Annotated in this window: 18 protein-coding genes; 13 read left to right on the top strand and 5 right to left on the bottom strand. The window is 46.3% G+C overall.

Annotated features, from left to right (window positions below):
- Nucleotides 1-71: 71 nt before the first annotated feature.
- On the bottom strand, nt 72-1,733 hold the full coding sequence (ettA, locus tag BUA59_RS16325; RefSeq protein WP_072840751.1) for an energy-dependent translational throttle protein EttA: 1,662 nt from the start codon (nt 1,731-1,733) through the stop codon (nt 72-74).
- 155 nt (nt 1,734-1,888) lie between these two features.
- A complete protein-coding gene (locus BUA59_RS16320) occupies nt 1,889-2,794 on the bottom strand; it encodes a DMT family transporter (RefSeq protein ID WP_072840750.1) in 906 nt (301 codons plus the stop codon).
- A 162-nt stretch (nt 2,795-2,956) separates the two neighbouring features.
- Between BUA59_RS16320 and nrdR the strand changes: the two genes are divergently transcribed.
- From nrdR to BUA59_RS16290, 6 genes are all read left to right on the top strand, one after another.
- On the top strand, nt 2,957-3,469 hold the full coding sequence (gene nrdR / locus BUA59_RS16315) for a transcriptional regulator NrdR (protein WP_072840749.1): 513 nt from the start codon (nt 2,957-2,959) through the stop codon (nt 3,467-3,469).
- Nucleotides 3,466-4,620, top strand: coding sequence for a bifunctional diaminohydroxyphosphoribosylaminopyrimidine deaminase/5-amino-6-(5-phosphoribosylamino)uracil reductase RibD (gene ribD, locus BUA59_RS16310; protein ID WP_072840748.1), 1,155 nt, complete (start codon nt 3,466-3,468; stop codon nt 4,618-4,620). Before nrdR ends, ribD begins: the two co-directional genes overlap by 4 nt.
- Before the next feature lie 277 nt (nt 4,621-4,897).
- On the top strand, nt 4,898-5,422 hold the full coding sequence (nusB, locus tag BUA59_RS16305) for a transcription antitermination factor NusB (protein ID WP_072840747.1): 525 nt from the start codon (nt 4,898-4,900) through the stop codon (nt 5,420-5,422).
- A 216-nt stretch (nt 5,423-5,638) separates the two neighbouring features.
- Nucleotides 5,639-5,935, top strand: coding sequence for a DUF6172 family protein (locus tag BUA59_RS16300; RefSeq protein ID WP_072840746.1), 297 nt, complete (start codon nt 5,639-5,641; stop codon nt 5,933-5,935).
- 216 nt (nt 5,936-6,151) lie between these two features.
- The gene (gene thiL / locus BUA59_RS16295; RefSeq protein WP_072840745.1) at nt 6,152-7,102 is read left to right on the top strand and encodes a thiamine-phosphate kinase; all 951 of its coding nucleotides are present in this window, start codon (nt 6,152-6,154) and stop codon (nt 7,100-7,102) included.
- Nucleotides 7,103-7,158: 56 nt separating this feature from the next.
- Complete coding sequence (locus BUA59_RS16290; RefSeq protein ID WP_072840744.1) at nt 7,159-7,641, top strand: phosphatidylglycerophosphatase A family protein; 483 nt, start codon at nt 7,159-7,161, stop codon at nt 7,639-7,641.
- Between the two features lie 115 nt (nt 7,642-7,756).
- Here BUA59_RS16290 and hydA read toward each other — a convergent pair whose 3' ends face one another.
- The 3 genes from hydA to BUA59_RS16275 form a co-directional block, all read right to left on the bottom strand.
- The gene (gene hydA, locus BUA59_RS16285) at nt 7,757-9,196 is read right to left on the bottom strand and encodes a dihydropyrimidinase (protein WP_072840743.1); all 1,440 of its coding nucleotides are present in this window, start codon (nt 9,194-9,196) and stop codon (nt 7,757-7,759) included.
- A 119-nt stretch (nt 9,197-9,315) separates the two neighbouring features.
- On the bottom strand, nt 9,316-10,800 hold the full coding sequence (locus tag BUA59_RS16280) for an NCS1 family nucleobase:cation symporter-1 (protein ID WP_175550789.1): 1,485 nt from the start codon (nt 10,798-10,800) through the stop codon (nt 9,316-9,318).
- 114 nt (nt 10,801-10,914) lie between these two features.
- On the bottom strand, nt 10,915-12,156 hold the full coding sequence (locus BUA59_RS16275) for a Zn-dependent hydrolase (protein WP_072840741.1): 1,242 nt from the start codon (nt 12,154-12,156) through the stop codon (nt 10,915-10,917).
- 247 nt (nt 12,157-12,403) lie between these two features.
- Between BUA59_RS16275 and BUA59_RS16270 the strand changes: the two genes are divergently transcribed.
- The 7 genes from BUA59_RS16270 (at nt 12,404) to npdG (ending at nt 18,833) form a co-directional block, all read left to right on the top strand.
- Nucleotides 12,404-13,051, top strand: a complete 648-nt coding sequence (locus BUA59_RS16270; protein WP_072840740.1) for a TetR/AcrR family transcriptional regulator — start codon at nt 12,404-12,406, stop codon at nt 13,049-13,051.
- Between the two features lie 272 nt (nt 13,052-13,323).
- On the top strand, nt 13,324-14,454 hold the full coding sequence (gene cofG, locus BUA59_RS16265) for a 7,8-didemethyl-8-hydroxy-5-deazariboflavin synthase CofG (RefSeq protein WP_072840739.1): 1,131 nt from the start codon (nt 13,324-13,326) through the stop codon (nt 14,452-14,454).
- Nucleotides 14,451-15,656 carry a 5-amino-6-(D-ribitylamino)uracil--L-tyrosine 4-hydroxyphenyl transferase CofH gene (gene cofH, locus BUA59_RS16260; RefSeq protein ID WP_072840738.1) on the top strand — a complete coding sequence of 402 codons (1,206 nt, stop codon included), beginning with the start codon at nt 14,451-14,453 and terminating at the stop codon, nt 15,654-15,656. Before cofG ends, cofH begins: the two co-directional genes overlap by 4 nt.
- A complete protein-coding gene (gene cofD / locus BUA59_RS16255; RefSeq protein ID WP_072840737.1) occupies nt 15,656-16,615 on the top strand; it encodes a 2-phospho-L-lactate transferase in 960 nt (319 codons plus the stop codon). Before cofH ends, cofD begins: the two co-directional genes overlap by 1 nt.
- Nucleotides 16,615-17,331: a 2-phospho-L-lactate guanylyltransferase gene (gene cofC, locus BUA59_RS16250; protein WP_072840736.1), complete on the top strand. Its 717-nt coding sequence runs from the start codon at nt 16,615-16,617 to the stop codon at nt 17,329-17,331. Before cofD ends, cofC begins: the two co-directional genes overlap by 1 nt.
- Nucleotides 17,324-18,097 (top strand): coenzyme F420-0:L-glutamate ligase, encoded by a 774-nt coding sequence (gene cofE, locus BUA59_RS16245; RefSeq protein ID WP_072840735.1) that lies wholly within the window; start codon nt 17,324-17,326, stop codon nt 18,095-18,097. Before cofC ends, cofE begins: the two co-directional genes overlap by 8 nt.
- A 43-nt stretch (nt 18,098-18,140) precedes the next feature.
- Nucleotides 18,141-18,833 (top strand): NADPH-dependent F420 reductase, encoded by a 693-nt coding sequence (gene npdG / locus BUA59_RS16240; protein ID WP_072840734.1) that lies wholly within the window; start codon nt 18,141-18,143, stop codon nt 18,831-18,833.
- The last annotated feature ends 200 nt before the right edge of the window (nt 18,834-19,033 follow it).

The following is a 19,033-nucleotide window of genomic DNA, read 5'->3' as shown; positions in this document are numbered from 1 at the left end:
AAAATCAAAAAAACCGCTTCCATTCCTGAAAGCGGCTTTCCATTCAAACCAACCATTCCTATTAAATAGAATTAAGCATCAATACGTTTGTATTTGATACGCGTTGGTGTGGCTTCGTTGCCGGTACGTTGTTTGTAGTCGGCTTCGTATTCTGCGTAGTTACCTTCGAAGAAGACAGCTTTAGAATCGCCTTCGTACGCTAGGATGTGTGTCGCGATACGGTCTAGGAACCAACGGTCATGGGAAATAACAATCGCGGCGCCTGGGAAGGCAAGTAGCGCGTCTTCCAGTGCACGTAAAGTTTCTACGTCAAGGTCGTTTGTCGGCTCATCCAGTAGCAATACGTTGCCGCCTTCTTTAAGCAATTTCGCAAGGTGTAAACGGTTACGCTCACCACCAGACAAGTGCTTAACCAATTTTTGTTGATCAGACCCTTTGAAGTTAAAGCGGCCGATGTAAGCACGAGACACAACTTTGTAATTGTTTACCGTGATCATGTCTTGGCCATCAGCGATTTCTTCGAAAACGGTTTTGTCGCCGTCGAGTTCACGCATCTGATCGACGTAAGCAAGCTGCACGGTTTCACCCAAAGTCACTGTACCTGTATCCGGTTTTTCCGTGCCAGCGATCATTTTGAACAGGGTAGATTTACCTGCACCGTTACCACCAACCACACCGACGATAGCGCCTTGCGGTACCACCATGTTGAAGTCTTCTAGTAGCACCTTGTGCTCGAAGCTTTTGCTAACGCCTTCGATTTCGATGACTTTAGAACCAAGACGAGGTCCTGGTGGAATGTACAATTCGTTGGTTTCGTTACGATCTTGGAACTCTTGTGAGTTCATCTCTTCGAATCGAGCCAAACGCGCCTTGGATTTAGACTGACGACCTTTGGCGTTTTGGCGAACCCACTCAAGCTCCGATTTAATGGCTTTTTGATGCGAGGCTTGTTGTTTTGCTTCGCCAGCAAGTCGAGCGTCTTTTTGCTCTAACCAAGAAGAGTAGTTACCTTCGTATGGAATACCGTGACCACGGTCAAGCTCTAGAATCCAGCCAGCTGCGTTATCTAGGAAGTAACGGTCGTGGGTAATCGCCACAACAGTGCCTGGGTAATCTTTCAAGAAGCGTTCTAACCAAGCAACGGATTCAGCGTCCAAATGGTTTGTTGGCTCGTCTAGAAGGATCATGTCTGGTTTGTTAAGCAATAGACGACATAGCGCAACACGGCGACGTTCACCACCAGAAAGATGTTCTACTTTCGCATCCCAGTGAGGAAGACGAAGAGCATCGGCTGCTACTTCAAGGGCGCGCTCTAGGTTGTGGCCTTCTTTGGCTTCGATCAAGGCTTCAAGTTGACCTTGTTCTTTTGCTAGCGCATCAAAGTCAGCATCAGGTTCAGCGTATTCAGCGTAAACCGCATCCAAACGCGCCATCGCTTCAATAACGTCAGTGAAGGCTTCTTCCACAATACCACGTACGTTTTTTTCTGGATCAAGATGCGGTTCTTGTTCCAAGTAGCCGATTTTGAGGCCCGGCATTGGACGTGCTTCACCATTATGCTCGGTATCAACACCCGCCATGATGCGTAGAAGAGTCGATTTACCAGAACCGTTAAGACCCAATACACCGATCTTAGCGCCAGGGAAAAATGAAAGAGAAATGTCTTTTAGAATCTCGCGTTTAGGAGGAACAACTTTCCCAACGCGGTTCATGCTGTATACAAACTGAGCCATAAATAGTCAACTTATCCTATGATTAAAGCCCCGTGCAAGACTGCCATCGTGCAAGGGTTTCGTTAAAACGCTCCATGGTTCGCCAAATACAAAGTAGGCAAATCGATGGAGAGCCGATTGAAAAATGAGTGTATTAAAGGATAGCACAGCCAAGGCTATTTCAGAATAATCAAAGCTGCGCCAGCCACAACGAAAATGGCACCAATCCACGCACCAAATGCAGGGCGTTGGCCTGTGGTAATCCACAAACCTGGTAAAATTAGCACTGGAACAACGGCTGACAAAGTGGTGACGATACCGACGTTAGCATTGCCGACCCCCCAGACTAATACGCTCATGCCGATAACCATGCCAATGGTGGCGAGGGTAGCGATGCCCATGAAATCAGCACGAGTAAGTTGACCAAATGGAATCGCGTCAGCAGGTTGTTTGTGTCGATAAAATAAGCCATAAGCCAGAACGAGAGCTAAAGCGCCAGTACCAACGCGTAATGCAGACACGGCAATCGGATCGGCACCATCAATTAAAGCTGGCTTGCTAAGCAAAGCACCACTGGCCTGACCAAGCGCTGCGCCAAGAGCAAGCAAAATCCCGATACTCAATTTGCCTTTAGTTTGTTCCCAAGCATGAAGACTGTTTTTGCGACCAAACAGAATGGCAATCACCACGCCAATTAATACCAGACCGCAGGCAAAAAGTTGATTGAAGGACAGGTTTTCACCTAAAAACAACCAACCCAATAGAATCGACATGGGCGCGTTGGTAGCAAAAAGCACCCCTGTGCGTCGAGGGCCAAGGCGATGGACTGCGGTAAACAGCATAGTGTCGCCAATGAAAATTCCTAGCAAACCAGACAGCATGACTATCTCGGCATGTTGCCACAAAGTTGCATTGAATCGCTGGGTGATTAAGCAAATCGCTAACAGAATGGAACTAGCGATAACAATACGAAAGGTATTAAAACGCATGGTGCCAAAACGTTGAATTAAGTTTGGCGCCATTAGGCTTGAAATGGTCCAACATAAGGCAGCGACCAAGCCCGATAACTCTGCGAACGGCATATAAATCCTTATAAACTCATCCATTCCCTGATGTAGAAGAATGGTAAAAGCGCACACAGTAGCTTGGTAGCTATATTATGGCGGGGTTGGTATGATTTCACCCATCAAACGATGGCCTAATCTCAGGCATTCTTACACCAAATTAGCGATATTGGAAGCACCATGCGATGCCCTTTTTGTGGAACTCAAGATACTAAAGTAGTGGATTCTCGACTGGTTTCTGAAGGCGCACAAGTTCGCCGTCGTCGTACCTGTATTCATTGTCAAGAGCGCTTCACCACCTTTGAAGTGGCTGAATTACAAATGCCTAAGCTGATCAAAAGTGATGGTAGCCGAGAAGCATTCGATGAGGACAAATTGCGCAATGGCATTATTAAAGCCATTGAGAAGCGTCCGGTCAGCATTGAAGCGGTAGAAACCGCAATCACTCGAATTAAAGAAAAAATGCAAGCCACTGGCGAGCGTGAATTGCCTTCTCGTTGGACTGGCGAAGCTGTGATGGAGGAACTGCAACGCCTTGATCAAGTGGCCTATGTTCGCTTTGCTTCCGTTTATCGAAGCTTTAAAGACATCAGTGAATTCCGCGAGGCGATAGACCGCCTAGAAAGCCACAGCGTCACCATCCCAGAATCGAAAAAAACCGCCCCAGAATCGAAGAAAGAAGACCAAGTATGACAGTTTATAACCACGAATACTGGATGGCGAAAGCCATTCAACTAGCGAAAAAAGGCCGCTATACCACTCATCCGAACCCACGTGTTGGTTGCGTATTGGTTAAGGATCAGCAAATCATCGGCCAAGGCTTTCATGTAAAAGCCGGAGAAGGTCACGCAGAAGTCAATGCATTGGCGGATGCAAAACAAGATGCGGTTGGCGCAACTGCTTACGTCACCTTGGAACCTTGCAGCCATCAAGGCAAAACTCCGCCTTGTGCAGATGCCTTGATTAAAGCGGGCGTTGCGCGCGTTGTTTACGGTATGCAAGATCCAAATCCTGAAGTGTCAGGTAATGGTTTGGTGAAAATCAAAAAAGCCGGCATTGAAATCATCGGTCCTGTGTTGGAATCTGATTGCGAAGCGCTCAACCCTGGTTTTATCAAACGCATGCGTGAAGGTCTTCCTTATGTGCGAGTGAAACTTGCCATGAGCATGGATGGCCGCACGGCAATGGAGTCTGGCGAAAGCCAATGGATTACTGATTCTGCGGCGCGTCTTGATGTGCAACGTTTACGTGCGCAAAGCGACGCCATTGTCACAGGTATTGGCTCGGTGTTGGCAGACAACCCAAGCATGACAGTTCGTATAGATAACAATGACCAAGAAGCCGATCCGAAAAGTGTGCGTCAGCCGATTCGAGTGGTAATGGACACAGCTTTGTCAATTCTTCCAGAAGCAAAAATTCTTTATCCAGCAAATCAAGCTTGGGTATTTTCAGTAGAAGAAGAGGTCGAAGCAGAACATTTAGAAGTGCTAACTAAAAAAGGCGTAACTGTACGTTTTGCACCACGTGGCGAAGATGGTCGACTCGACTTGCTGGATGCGATGGAACAACTTGCTGATGCAGGCATTAACGAAATTTTATTAGAAGCTGGCGCAGAATTGGCTGGTGGTTTTTTAGAAGCGGGTCTGATCGACGAAATAGTGGTTTACATGGCACCGAAACTATTGGGTTCCAGCGCACGTCCGTTATTTAAATTGCCTTTAGAGGCGATGGACGAAGCAGTAGAGCTGACGCTTAAATCGGTACGCCAAGTTGGGCAAGATGTGCGCTTGGTCTATATACCAAAATACCTTGATGAAGATTTTGAAGGTGATTTTGACGAATAGCCAAAAGCTGAGTCATTGCTTTCTCAGGCTTTTTTTTGAAAATCCCTGGAAATTGTTTTTTCTTGCTGATATTTCGCCAACTTTGCCGAGAAACCTAGAATAAATGTTGCTATAATCGCCGCCCAAGACAACCCGTATATTCGTACCTTTGGTCGATATGACTCAGATACTGTCCAAATGCAGTATCTAATATAGCTCTTTAACAACCAAGGGTACTTTAAAACAGACAAAAGCGTCAGCCCATAAGGCAGCGTAGTCTGGACAATTGAGGCAAAAAATGAGCGAAGTGGAAACAACAAACGACCAAACTCCAGCACCAAAACGTAAGGATAAGAAGCCTTCACGTTCGCAATTGCGCAGTGCTTCACGTCGTTTGGCATTACAAGCGGTCTATCAGTGGCAGATGAACAAAACTGCCGTTAGCGAGATAGAAACCCAATTCGTGATGGACCAAGACCGAGACATGGATTCTTGCGATAAAGTCTACTTCCGCGAATTGCTACAAGGCGTTACGGCAAGTGCTAAAAAACTGGATGCTTTGTTTGAAGAACTACTAGATCGTCCATTAAGCGAACTAGACCCAATCGAATTGGCCGTTATGCGTATTGGGGCATTTGAGTTGTCTCAACGTTTAGATGTGCCATACCGCGTTGCGATCAACGAAAGCGTAGAGCTAGCAAAAGGCTTTGGCGCGACGGAAAGCCACAAATATGTTAACGGCATTCTAGACAAACTAGCACAGCGCGTGCGCCGCGAAGAAATCGCCGCTCGCCGAGAAGCGAATAAAGTGTCGAACAAGTAATAGAACCTATTACTAATAGATACCTAAGAGCCCCGTTATTACTTGCTAATAACGGGGCTTTTTTATGTCTTCATATTCAGCCTTGGCTAAAGCCAACAAATAACGATTTGTTTCGAAACATTTCTCTTATTGATGGCTGGTTTATTCTTAACCCGCTATCATAGACGGTATCAAGGTGGTTGTTACGCTGCCTTACCCAACATTTTTAGGATCATAATGAAAAAGAACTTTGTTTTATCTCACCCAAAAAAACCATACCAACGTCTCATTGAAGAAGCGAAAAACGAAGTTAAGCAATACATCAAAGCAGAGCGTAATAAGGCATTGCCAGAAGGCGCGGACTTTTGGGGATTTAACTGTAAGTTTGGTCAAGTCGCGGACAAGGCACGAGCGATTCACGAAGGTGATATCAATGCCAATATTAGTTCTGCACAAAGCCAGCACTGGAAGTCTTTTTACCTAGAAGTAATTCCAACGCCTAAACAGCGTGCTAAGCGTTCAGAAGACGAGTAATACTGCGAGCGTTTAACTGACGATTTACGATAAACAAGGCAGATCTGCGTCAAGCGGTCTGCCTTGTTTTGTTTCTGGCTCTAGTGATTTCTTCCTGCTTTGTTTCTGACATCCCGCTGACAATACGGTATCCTCTTTGTCATTAAATTGGCTTGCCTTGATAGATAGGCGAATGCCTTTGGTTGACCTTTAATCGAGATAAGCAAGGATCTTCTGTTGAGAGAATTCGAATTGATACAAAACATCTTTCAAGCGTCTGTGATGGCAAGTACACAGGGGCGCGGGGATCTTTTGTTGGGTATTGGTGATGATTGTGCTCAGGTGCAAGTGCCGCCAGGTCAGAGTCTGGTGTTTTCAATGGATACCTTGGTCGAAGGGCGACACTTTCCGTTCGATGCAGATCCTGTGGATATTGGTTATCGTGCAGTAGCAAGCTGCGTCAGTGACTTAGCCGCGATGGGCGCGAAACCGGCGTTTTTTACCTTGGGGCTGACGATTCCTGAATCTGATCCGCAATGGTTAGCGGGTTTGGCGCAAGGTATGGCGGAACTGGCCGAGCCAATTGGTTTGGCTTTGGTTGGCGGCGATACTACTAAAGGTCCATTAACTATTACTCTGCAAGTGCATGGTTATGTGGAAGCAGACATGGCGGTAAAGCGCAATGGGGCAAAGGTTGGTGATGATATTTATGTCACAGGTTTGCTAGGCGATGCCGCTGCCGCTGTGCCGATTGTCACGGGTGAGTTACAAGTATCGAGTGAGCGCTTTGATTATTTTTATGATCGTTACTGGCGACCGCAGCCAAGGCTGATTGTCGGCATGGCGCTGAAGCGTGTAGTTCATGCCATGATGGATATTTCCGATGGCCTTGCTCAAGATATCCAGCATATACTTAAAGCGTCTGGCGTCGGGGCAAATATCGACGCGAGTCGTGTGCCGATTTCCGCTGAGTTAAGTCGCTGGCAGCCTGAATCTGCTGTGACATTGGCATTAACCGGTGGCGATGATTACGAGCTATGTTTTACCGCGCCGAAAGATCAAGCAGAAGAGATTGCCTTGATCACGCAAACGCTAAGCTTACCTTGTACCAAGGTAGGTGAGATTGTCACGGAAGGCTTTGTTATTCAGGGCTATGATGGTGAGATATCAGGCTGGCAACATTTTTAGGGGCGATGACGACGCTCACAAAGCATTTTTAACTTTTAATTTTAGGTGATGGTTTAATGGTGAATTCTGCCCCAGCGTCGGTATGGCGTAATCCGATACATTTTTTGGCGTTTGGCCTTGGTTCTGGCGCGGCACCAAAAGCGCCGGGAACCTTTGGAACATTGGCTGCGGTGCCTTTGTTTATTTGGTTTCTACAAGATTTAAGCGCGATGGCGTATCTTGCTGTGCTGGTGGTGACGTCATTGGTCGGAATTTATCTTTGTGGTAAAACCTCGAAAGACATGGGCGTGCACGATCATGCTGGTATCGTCTGGGACGAATTTGTTGGTTTCTGGATCACCATGTGGCTAGCGCCTGCGGGTTGGTTTTATATCGTGCTGGGCTTTGTGTTATTTCGCCTATTCGACATCTTGAAACCTTGGCCAATTTCTTGGGTTGATAAAAACGTCCATGGCGGCTTCGGCATCATGCTGGATGACATTTTGGCCGGCATTATGTCGTTTGTCGTCCTACAAGCTTTGGTTGAGTTTGTCTTGTAACGAATAAGTTTAGATCCCATCGATCGAATAACATTTCTTTTCGAAACTATCCCTCCCTCGTAGAAATGTTATTCGCTCAATTAGTTAAGGGCTGCGGCCCTTTTAAATGATTGTCTTAACGCGCAACCGCTTTGGGTTGATTCAACTCTTTACGTTTTCTGAGTGCTTCGTAGAAAGGTGCATAAGCTGGACGATCTATGTATTTACCATTGCCAGATTCCGCGATTAGCACATTGTCATGCCAAGCGATTTTGCCATTACAGATAGTGGTTTCTGGCACACCGTGGATTTCCATGCCTTCAAAAATGCTGTGTTCGATTTTCGAGTGATGCGTTTTCGCGGAAATCGTTTTAGTCGCGGCAGGATTCCAAATCACTAAGTCGGCGTCAGCGCCGACGCGAATACAGCCTTTGTTTGGATACATATTGAAGATTTTGGCTGTGTTGGTCGACGTTAGGGCGACAAATTCATTCATGGTGATTTTGCCTTCGTTTACGCCTTTTTCCCATAGCACCATCATGCGTTCTTCCACGCCCGCTGTACCGTTAGGAATTTGCGTGAAGTTGTCTTTGCCCATGGCTTTTTGTTCGGCACAAAAGGCGCAATGATCGGTGGCGGTGGTTTGTAATGTGCCGCCTTGAACGCCTTTCCAAAGTGCATCTTGGTGATGTTTGGGTCTAAACGGAGGGCTCATAACATGAGCCGCAGCCGTGGCCCAATCTGGATTTTGATAAACGCTTTCGTCTACGGTGAGATGACCTGCTAACACCTCGCCAAAAACAGTTTGGCCGTGGTCTTTGGCGTAGCGAATGGCATCGACGGCTTCTTCTGTGGAGACATGGACAAGATAGATTGGTGCGCCAAGCGTGTTGGCAATACTAATTGCACGGTTTGCGGCTTCGCCTTCTACAGAAGAAGGACGAGATAGCGGATGGGCTTCTGGTCCAGTCATGCCTTCAGCCATGAGTTTGTTTTGCAGGTGATAAACTAATTCACCATTTTCCGCATGAACCGTTGGGATTGCACCGAGTTCTAAGCATTTTGTGAAACTCGCAACCAGAATGTCATCGGTGGCCATGATGGCATTTTTGTAGGCCATAAAGTGTTTGAAGCTATTCACGCCATGGTCTTTTACCAATATTTTCATTTCTTCCGCGACTGTGTCATCCCACCAAGTAATCGCCACATGGAAACTGTAATTTGAATGGGCCTTTTTCGCCCAGCCGCGCCATTGATGATAAGCATCTAATAAAGACTGCTGAGGATTGGGAATCACAAAATCAATAATAGTCGTTGTGCCACCGGCGAGAGCTGCGACGGTACCGGAAGCAAAGTCATCTTTTGCTACGGTTCCCATGAAAGGCAACTGCATGTGAGTATGTGGATCTATACCGCCAGGCATGATGAGTTTGCCTGTAGCGTCAATGGTTTCAACGTTTTTTGGTAGCACGCTGATGGCACCGATTTCGACGATTTTGTTGTCCTTGCAAAGAATGTCTGCTTTGAAGGTTTCTTCGTGGGTGACTATGGTTCCACCTTTTATTAGTAGGGTCATATAGCATCCTTCTTTAAGAGAGCGCTTTGCACATCTTCAGGTGATTGAAGATGTGCAAAGGTCGACGAATTAAAAATATCGACGATGCCCGAAAGCACTGCCGACAAAACCAAATAGAATTAAGATTGCAACGCGTCAGTTTGAGTTGCAGAAGCGGTTTGCATGTTGGCAAGTACGAAGTACACGATGGCGCCGGTGAATGCACCAGTGAACCAACCGTAGTTATAGAACCAACCAAGAGCCGGCATATTGAGCGCAATTAAGGTGATAGCAACTGGTACTGCAAAGGCGATTAGTCCCGCATTGTTAAACGCTGGATAAAGGCTGTTTGGCGTATAAAGTGCGACCAAATCTAAATGCTGACGTTTGATTAAGAAGTAATCGACAATCATGATGCCAGCAATCGGGCCAAGTAGACTTGAATAACCCAGTAGCCAGTTTGAGTACATGCCTTCTACGCTGACATCCGATTCCAACAAACCTAATTTTTTGAGTAGTTCCCAACCCATTAGCAGAATGCCAATGAAGCCAGTTAGCAAAGCGCCACGAGTATGATTAATCAGTTTTGGTGCGATGTTTTGGAAATCGTTGGTTGGAGAAACCACGTTGGCTGCAGTATTCGTTGAAAGCGTGGCAATGACGATCAAGATCATTGCAACAGCAACCCAGAATGGGCTGTCGATTTTACCAATCAAAGAAATCGGATCAGAAATTGTTTCACCAACCAGCGTTGTAGATGCAGCCGTTAGCACCACACCTAATGCCGCGAAGAAAAACATGGTGATAGGTAAACCAACGATTTGACCAATAACCTGATCTTTCTGCGATTTTGCATAGCGGCTAAAATCGGGAATGTTCAATGACAAGGTTGCCCAGAAGCCCACCATAGCAGTCAGACCACCAAGAAAGTAACCCATAAAGCCAGCGTCGGCAGGGCGGCTCGCTGGTGTTGCAAGCAGCTCAGTAAAAGATACCTTGTCGCTCGCCCAAAACATCAGACCAATGGCTACGATTAATAACAATGGTGCGGATAAGGTTTCCATCCACTTGATAGATTCTGCGCCGCGGATCACCACGTACATGTTCAGAGCCCAGAAAATGAAGAAGCCAATCACTTCGCCAACGCCACCTAAACTTGCCCAACCATCGGATACGGCAGATAAGAACAAATGAATTGCCAGGCCACCAAACATGGTTTGAATACCAAACCAGCCACAGGCCACCAGAGCACGAATCAAGCAAGGGATGTTTGATCCAATCATGCCGAATGATGAACGTAATAACACAGGGAAAGGAATACCGAACTTAGTGCCGGGGTAGGCGTTTAGAGTCAGTGGAACCAGCAAAATAATGTTAGCAACGAGAATGGTAAATAGCGCTTCCATTACCGATAGCCCGAAGTAGGCGGTTAGAACACCACCCAAAGTATAAGTCGGCACACAAATAGACATACCCACCCATAACGCGGCGATATTCCATTTGCTCCAAGTGCGATCCTTAACTTTGGTTGGCGCTAAATCGTCGTTATACGCTGGACTTTGTTGGAGATCGCGATCGACCTCCAACTCATAAAACTCACCTTGTTTAACAGACTTGCTGGTCATTTTTGCCACCTCTTCTATTTGTTAATGTATTTATAGGTCTTCATTCAAGTTGAGCTGCTTTATGACTCTCAGCCCGCGTTTTTTCTTCTCTTGTATTCTTCTAATGTTCGAATTTTATTGATGCTCTTTAGCAATGCGTTCGCTGGCTTCGAGCATTGCATGTAGCAGTACATTGGCTCCGGCAGCACATTCTTCTGGTGAGCTGTATTCCGCTTCGTTGTGACTGATACCGTTCAAACAAGGCGTAAAAATCATTCCAGTTGGTACTAAATCCGCCATGTAACAGGCGTCGTGACCAGCACCAGCATAGATGTCCATGTGGCTATAACCGAGTTTTTCAGTGGCGGCTTTTACGTCGTCGGAAGCATTAAATTCCACCGGAGCGAAATACCAAAAAGGATCGACGTTGACGTCTACACCATGGTCGAGAGCGATCTCTTTGCAAAACGCCAATAGCTCTTCGTGCATGGTAAGTAATACATCAGGTTTAGGATTACGAAGATCGGCGCTGAATTTCACATTGCCAGGAATCGTGTTACGAGAGTTTGGCCAGACTTGCATAAAACCCACCGTGCCCAAGCCATTTTCATGGCGAAGTGCGATGGCATTCATTTCGGTAACAATGGCAGCAGCCGTTAACATCGCATCTTTGCGAAGGTGCATTGGCGTGGTGCCAGAATGAGAAGGGCGACCCACTACCTCAATGTTGTACCAGCGAATACCTTGGCCTAGTCGGACGATGCCGATGGCTTTTTCTTCGTCTTCAAGAATCGGCCCTTGTTCGATGTGCGCTTCGAAAAATGCGCCCATGTGTCGGCTGCCCAATTCCATCTCGCCCAAGTAACCAATACGTTCAAGTTCGTCGCCGAGACGAATACCATTGACGTCGGTTTTGTTTAATTCGGTTTCCAGATCGAAGCGGCCAACATAGGTTCCTGAGCCCTGCATCGCAGGTTGGAATCGTGATCCTTCTTCGTTGGTCCAAACGGAGAACTCCATTGCCGTGGGCGTTTCAATGTTGTTTTCATGAAGCGTACGTAATACTTCAACACCAGAAAGAACGCCAAAGACACCATCGAACTTGCCGCCAGTAGGTTGAGTATCAAGGTGGCTACCTGTTCCAACGGCGGGTAAATCATTGTTTGTGCCTGAGCGACGGGCAAAGATATTGCCGATTTTATCGACTTCAACAGTACAGCCGCAGGCTTCACACCAAGAAACAAAAAGGTCGCGGGCTTGTTTGTCTAAGTCTGTTCCTGCAAGACGGTTACAACCGCCTTTTTCAGTGCCGCCAATGTCGCCCATTTCCATTAAGGTGTCCCAAAGGCGCTGCTCGTTGATACGAAGGTCTTGCATGGCTTGCTCCTAATCCTACTTTTAATACCTTTACCAAAAGGTAAAAAATATTAATAAAAAAACATCAAAAACTTGTCTTTCAGGTCAGCAATAAGCAGGCCAAGTTTTAATCAAGTTTGCAGAGAAAGACTCGTTAGAGTCATCTGACTGTGCTATTTTAAAAGCTGTGAAAAAGATAATGTTTAATAAAAACAGCGTCTTATGAGATTGAAAAAGAATACATTTTTTATTTAAGGCAGATTGGATTTTGGTTGAGAAGAAAGCGAAACGCACAAAACAATCAATTAATAGAGAAGAATTAGAGTCACGTATATTGCGTTCTGCTGAAGTGGTATTTGCAGAAAAAGGCTACAGTGGTTCGTCGATGGAAGCGATTGCGGTAACCGCAACTATTTCCAAGCAAAATCTTATTTATTACTTTCCAAACAAAGAGTTACTCTACAAACGAGTGTTAAAAGAGATGCTCGATATATGGATAGAGAAGCTGTCTTTCCTAGAAACTCAGGGCGACACACCCGAAGCGATTATTCGTCGTTATGTGCATGAAAAAATGCAGCTTTCACGACTGTATCCGAATGGTTCTAAGGTTTTTGCTCATGAGATTATCAGCGGTGCGCCAGTCTTAAAAGAGTACCTAATTAGTCATTTAAAACCTCAATTTGATCGTGATGTTATATTAGTTAAGTCATGGATAAATAAAGGATTAGTTGACGATATAGACCCAGAGCATTTGTTCTTTACTATTTGGGCAGCGACACAAACCTACGCAGATTTTTCGGTACAAATGGAAGTGCTATTAGGCAAGCATCGTCTGGATGAAGAGGATTTTGAACGAGCGGAATTAGCAGTGACAGATTTCGTTGTGCGCGCTCTTGGTGCCAAAAAAAATAATTAAAAATAATTTCATAGATTTTTTCTTCGATCATTTCAATAAATGGTGTTTTTTATGATCAATTGAATTGTGTAAAAAAACGCCACTTTTCATCATCTTAACCTTTTGGTTAACTTATTACTTAACTAAACTTTAGGCCGCTAGCCCTTTATTAGTGCGTGTTTTGCACTAATAAAAACAATTTACTCTACGCAAAATGATTGCTATTAATTTTTATACCAAATGGTAAAAAAAGTTAATTCAACCTCATTTAATCACTAAAGCGTGGAGTGAATATGATCTCTGATTCTGAAGCCATATCTTATGAGTTTGCTACTGGGCCAGACTTGTACGCACTCTGCCAAGAAGCCGCTAAAGCGCGTGACAACGCTTGGGGCAAACAGCTTACTTATTCAAAAAAAGTCTTTATACCTTTGACTAATATGTGTCGTGATACCTGCGGTTATTGCACTTTTGTGCAATCGCCAGATTCGCCTCACGCTAACTATATGACGCCGGAGCAAGTGTTAAAAACTGCACGAGAAGGCGCGGCATTAGATTGCAAAGAAGCCCTGTTCAGTTTGGGTGAGCGTCCAGAAGAGCGTCATCAGAAAGCTCGCGATATGTTGGCCCATTTAGGTTACGACAGCACCTTAGATTATCTGCATGACCAATGCGAAAGCGTGTTAACTCGGACCAGCTTATTACCTCACGTGAATGCGGGTGCCTTGTCGTACGACGAACTGAAACGCCTAAAGCCCGTCGCCGCCAGCATGGGGATGATGCTTGAAAACGTGTCCAACGATTTACTCAAGAAAGGCCATGCACATCATGCTTGCCCAGATAAAACCCCAAAACGTCGACTCGACACCATAGAGCAAGCTGGTCGCCTTGATATCGCCTTCACCACGGGCATTCTGATTGGCATTGGTGAAAGCTGGACAGACCGAGTAAACAGCCTCATCGCCATTCGTGATCGCCATCTGGCCTATGGGCATATTCAAGAAGTCATCATTCAGAACTTTCGCGCCAAAGCAGGCACTGCGATGGCCGAATACCAAGAACCCAATTTAGACGACATGAAGCGCACCATCGCCGTTGCCCGTTTGATCTTGCCTGATGACATCAGCATACAAGCGCCACCAAATTTGGAAGTCGAATATGGCAGTTACATCAATGCGGGCATCAACGATTGGGGCGGTATTTCACCTTTGACCAAAGACTTCATTAACCCAGAACGAGCGTGGCCGCAGATCAGTAGCGTGGCACAAGCTTGTGAAGGATTGGGTTATTCGCTGGCAGAACGTCTGACCATTTATGACCGCTTTCAGCATCAGGACAATAAATATCTAACACCTAATTTAACGCAACGAGTCGCGTCGCTGGTTAGCCGTGCTGCTCAAGTGAGTGGAGGAGTTATCGCATGAATCTATTTCCTTTAACGTCAAACAATGCCCAAGTAAGTGAATCCGTTCGAACAATTTTGGATAAGTCTTTATTGGGCGAAGAGCTGAATGTCGAAGATGCCTGTGTGCTATTTGCTACACAGGGTGCAGAAGCTCAAGCCGTGTTAGACACCGCTGACAAAGTGCGTGAAAAGCGAGTTGGTAATGTCGGCACCTTTGTTATTACGCGCAATATCAATTTCACCAATGTGTGTTACATGGGCTGTCGATTTTGCAATTTCGCCAAAGAGAAAGGCGATAAAGAAGCGGAGTTTTTAACTGTTGAACAAGTCGCAGATCGAGCCGAAGAAGCTTGGAATCGCGGTGCGACAGAAGTCTGTATTCAAGGTGGATTGCATCCAGACATAGGCGCAGATTATTACCGAAACCTCATTATCGCCGTGAAAAAGCGTGTACCAGAAATTCATATTCACGCCTTTTCTCCATTTGAAATTTGGTATGGCTGCAAAAAAGGTCGCCTTGAGCCAGAAGCCTTTTTGACCGAGTTAAAAAATCTTGGTTTGGGGTCTATGCCGGGCACAGCGGCAGAGATTTTAGACACCGAAGTACGTAAACAACTGACCAAAAATAAACTCACCACAGAAGAATGGGTGCGAATTATTAAAGCTGCTCACTCTGTTGGTGTGCCGACGACTTCTACCATCATGTACGGTCATGTTGATCAGCCAATTCATTGGGCAAATCACCTCAAATTATTGCGCGATATTCAAAAAGAAACCGGCGGATTCACCGAGTTCGTTCCGCTGGGTTTTATCCATTACGAAACCCGTTTATACAACGACAACCCAGATAAGGTTCGCCCTGGCCCAACGCAAGACGAGCATTTTAAAATGCACGCCATTGCTCGCCTGATGCTGCAAGGTCATATCGATAATATTCAAGCGTCATGGGTAAAAATGGGCCCCGATGTAGCCGCTAGGATGCTGCGTTCAGGAGCCAATGATTTGGGCGGCACCTTGATGAATGAAAGTATTTCCCGCGCAGCAGGAGCCACTCATGGGCAAGAAGTGTTTCCAGAAGACATGGTCGCCAATATCCAAGCGGCGGGTTTGCATGCGGTACAGCGCAGTACCAAATATGAAGTGGTAAAGGACTATTTAGTTGAAGGAAATGGCGCCAGCTCAGCATTAACGAACCGCATTGCGATTCAAGGAGTGGCGTAATGACAGGTTTAAATATCACATTGCTAGCGGGTGGTGTTGGTGGTGCCAAAGCCGCAGAAGGCTTGGCAAAAAGCCAATACGCCAGCTCGACCAAGATCATTGGAAACATTGCTGACGATGATGAATTTCACGGTCTTTGGGTCTCGCCAGATATCGATACGCTGATTTATTCCTTAGGCGATCAAATTGACCGTCAGCAAGGTTGGGGACGCAAGAACGAAACTCATCAAGTACTGAATGAGCTGAAAGCCTTAGGGCAAGACACTTGGATGACCTTGGGCGATTTGGACTTAGCCACGCATATTTATCGAACGAATTTAAAACACCAAGGCGTCAGCGCCAGTGAGATTACCGAACGCTTGGCGAAACGTCACGGCGTCAGCGTGCCTATTTTGTTGCCGACCAACGATGTAGTGCAAACCCGAGTGAAGACGCCACAAGGTTGGTTGTCTTTCCAAGAATTCTTTGTGCGCGAGCATTGTCAGTCCGACGTGCTGGATATCGAGTATCAAGGTATCGCAAACGCCAAGCCGACTCATGAAGCCTTGGACCAGATTGCTAACAGTGACTTAATTATCATCGCGCCGAGCAATCCGATTGTTAGCATTGGCGCGATTCTCGCTGTGCCGGAAATTCAGCAAGCAGTGGAAAAAAGCGGCGCCTATGTCATTGCTGTTTCACCTTTAATTGGCGGAAAAACGGTAAAAGGCCCTGCGGATAAAATGCTCGAAAGTGCAGGGAAAAGCATCGATTCAAAAGGCATCTATGACTGTTATCGATCATTTTTGCACGGCATGGTAATTGACGATGTAGATCAGCAAGACGCCGCATGGTTGCAAGCGCAAGGTCTGGATGTACTGGTAACGCCAACTCTAATGAAAACACCTGAGGAGAAAACGGCGTTACTCACGCAAGTGGTCGAGTTCGCCATGTCTTATAAAAAGCAGAGGGCGGCCTAATGACACATCATTCTGCAACGTATTCTCCAAGCATTTATCACTTAATCGATAAGCTTTGCGTAGTGATTCCGATGAAATCGCCCAAGCGTTCCAAACAAAGATTGGTTGGCAGTTTGTCAGATGCGGCCCGTGAAAGTTTGTCCCTGACATTGTTTGAAAACACCTTGGCGTTTTTTCAGCGACATTTCCCCATGTTAGACGTGCTGGTGGTGAGTGAATCTCTTGAAGTACTTTCCCTTGCTCAATCTTATGAAGCTAACACCTTGTTTGACGATGGGGAAAAGGGTTTAAACGGCGCGTTGGATTTTGCCTGCGATTGGGTAAAAAAGTCCGGCTACGACAGCCAACTTATTGTTCCTAGTGACATTGCGGTTTTGGACCCTAAAGAAATCACTACGCTGATGACAGCGATTCATAACGCGCAAGTGGTGATTGCCGTTGCCAAAGACGGCGGCACCAATGCGCTATTAACATCGCCTCCGGATGCGATTCATTTTGAATATGGTTGTGATTCGGCGTCTGCCCATAAAACCAACGCTGCGAATAATCGACTGGTTTGTCGCAGTTTGCATCTTGCCAATCTCGCGTTGGATATCGATCAGAGTGAAGACCTTAAAGTCGCTGTGATTCGTCAACCTGAACGCTTCAAAGCATGGCGCGACAGTGTGTCGCCATTCATAAAAAAATCGCTCATTAAGGAGCGCCACTATGCCTGATTCTATGAGTATGTTCCGCTTGATGGGCTTGCCGGATTTTCAGGCGGGTGATGATTTAGCGCAAAAAATTATTGATACCTTAACTACGCAAAATCAAACCTTGGTAGCTGGCGACATCTTGGTCATTGCTCACAAAGTGGTATCAAAAAGCGAGGGTGCTTGTGCGTATTTGGAAGACATTACGCCCAGTGAAGAAGCCATCGAGTTGGCGAAAACCGTTAATAAAGACCCGCGTAAAGTCGAAGTTATTCTTTCGCAATCGACGCGCATTGTTCGAGCGATGAAACGACCTGATCAAGAAGAAGGCGTGCTGATCGCAGAACATAAAAATGGCTACATCTGCGCCAATGCGGCGGTGGATGAATCCAATGCTGACCATCCCGGTCAACTGATTTTACTCCCCGAGGACCCAGATAAAAGTGCGCGATTACTGTGCCACAAATTAGAAGCCCATTTTGGCTGTGATTTGGGCGTGGTGATCAGCGATACCTTTGGTCGACCTTGGCGATTGGGGCAAACCAACGTGGCGATTGGCTTGGCGAATGTGCCGGGCGTAATGCACATGTTGGGTGAGCTGGATGCCTTTGGACGACCTTTGAGTGTGACTGCGCCAGCCTTTGCGGATGAACTGGCAGCAGCATCTGGGTTACTGATGGAAAAAAGCGCCAAGTCGCCAGTGATTGTTTTTCGTGGCCTATCTTGGCCAAAAACAGACAGCTCAAGTCGAGATCTTATTCGAGCCCACAATGAGGATCTCTTTAGATGAAAAATCCGATGACAGAATCAATGAAAAAAATGGTGAATAAACTATGAATGACTCTACAAATAAAGTCGCCATTATTGGCGGAACAGGCCCTCAGGGCAAAGGACTTGCGCTGCGTTTGGCGCTGGCTGGCGTCAGCGTGGTACTGGGTTCTCGTGATCCTGCCAAGGCAGAAGAAACCGCTAAGGCATTGGTGACCTTGTTAGCTGAAAAAGACTGTCAGGCAGATATTACTGGTTTGTCGATGGAAGACGCGACCAAAGCTGCAGAGGATCTGGTGATTTTATCGGTTCCCTATAGTGGTCACGATGCCACCTTGACCGCATTAGCACCATTACTGGTAGGTAAAACTCTGGTCGACATCGTTGTGCCACTGGCTCCGGGTAACCCAAAGGCCGTGGTGATGCCAGCAGCTGGCTCGGTGACAGAATCGGCTCAGTTGTTATTGGGCGACGAAATCCCTGTTATTGGTGCCTTACATAATGTGTCGGCGGTGACTTTGAATGACTTATCTCGTGCTATTAACTGCGACATCTTGGTGTGCGGCAATGACCTTGAGGCTAAAAAACGCGTTATGGCGTTAATCGAAAAAATGGGTACCAAAGCTTATAACGCGGGCTTGGCAGAAAGCGCCCGTTGCGTTGAAGCGCTAACACCGATTCTGATTCGTTTGAATATTTCGAAAGAGGTGCCGTTTTCTCATGCGGGAGTTCGTATCTGCCCACCAGATGGACACTAGTTTAAGGCTACTGCGCTCAGCACATCGTAGAGAGTGCTCTAAAGCGCTTACCAATACTTTGTTAAACACAGTTTCAAATTTTTAAAAATATTAAAAGCATAATCACAAGAGGAACACATTATGGAATTTGGCATTACGTTTAAAGGCTTCGTTAGCCCAGATCGCGCGCGAAATCTTGTTCGTCAGGCGGAAGCGGCGGG

This window comes from Marinomonas polaris DSM 16579 (assembly GCF_900129155.1).
Lineage (GTDB): Bacteria > Pseudomonadota > Gammaproteobacteria > Pseudomonadales > Marinomonadaceae > Marinomonas > Marinomonas polaris.
This window is presented reverse-complemented; position numbering and strand designations above follow the sequence as displayed.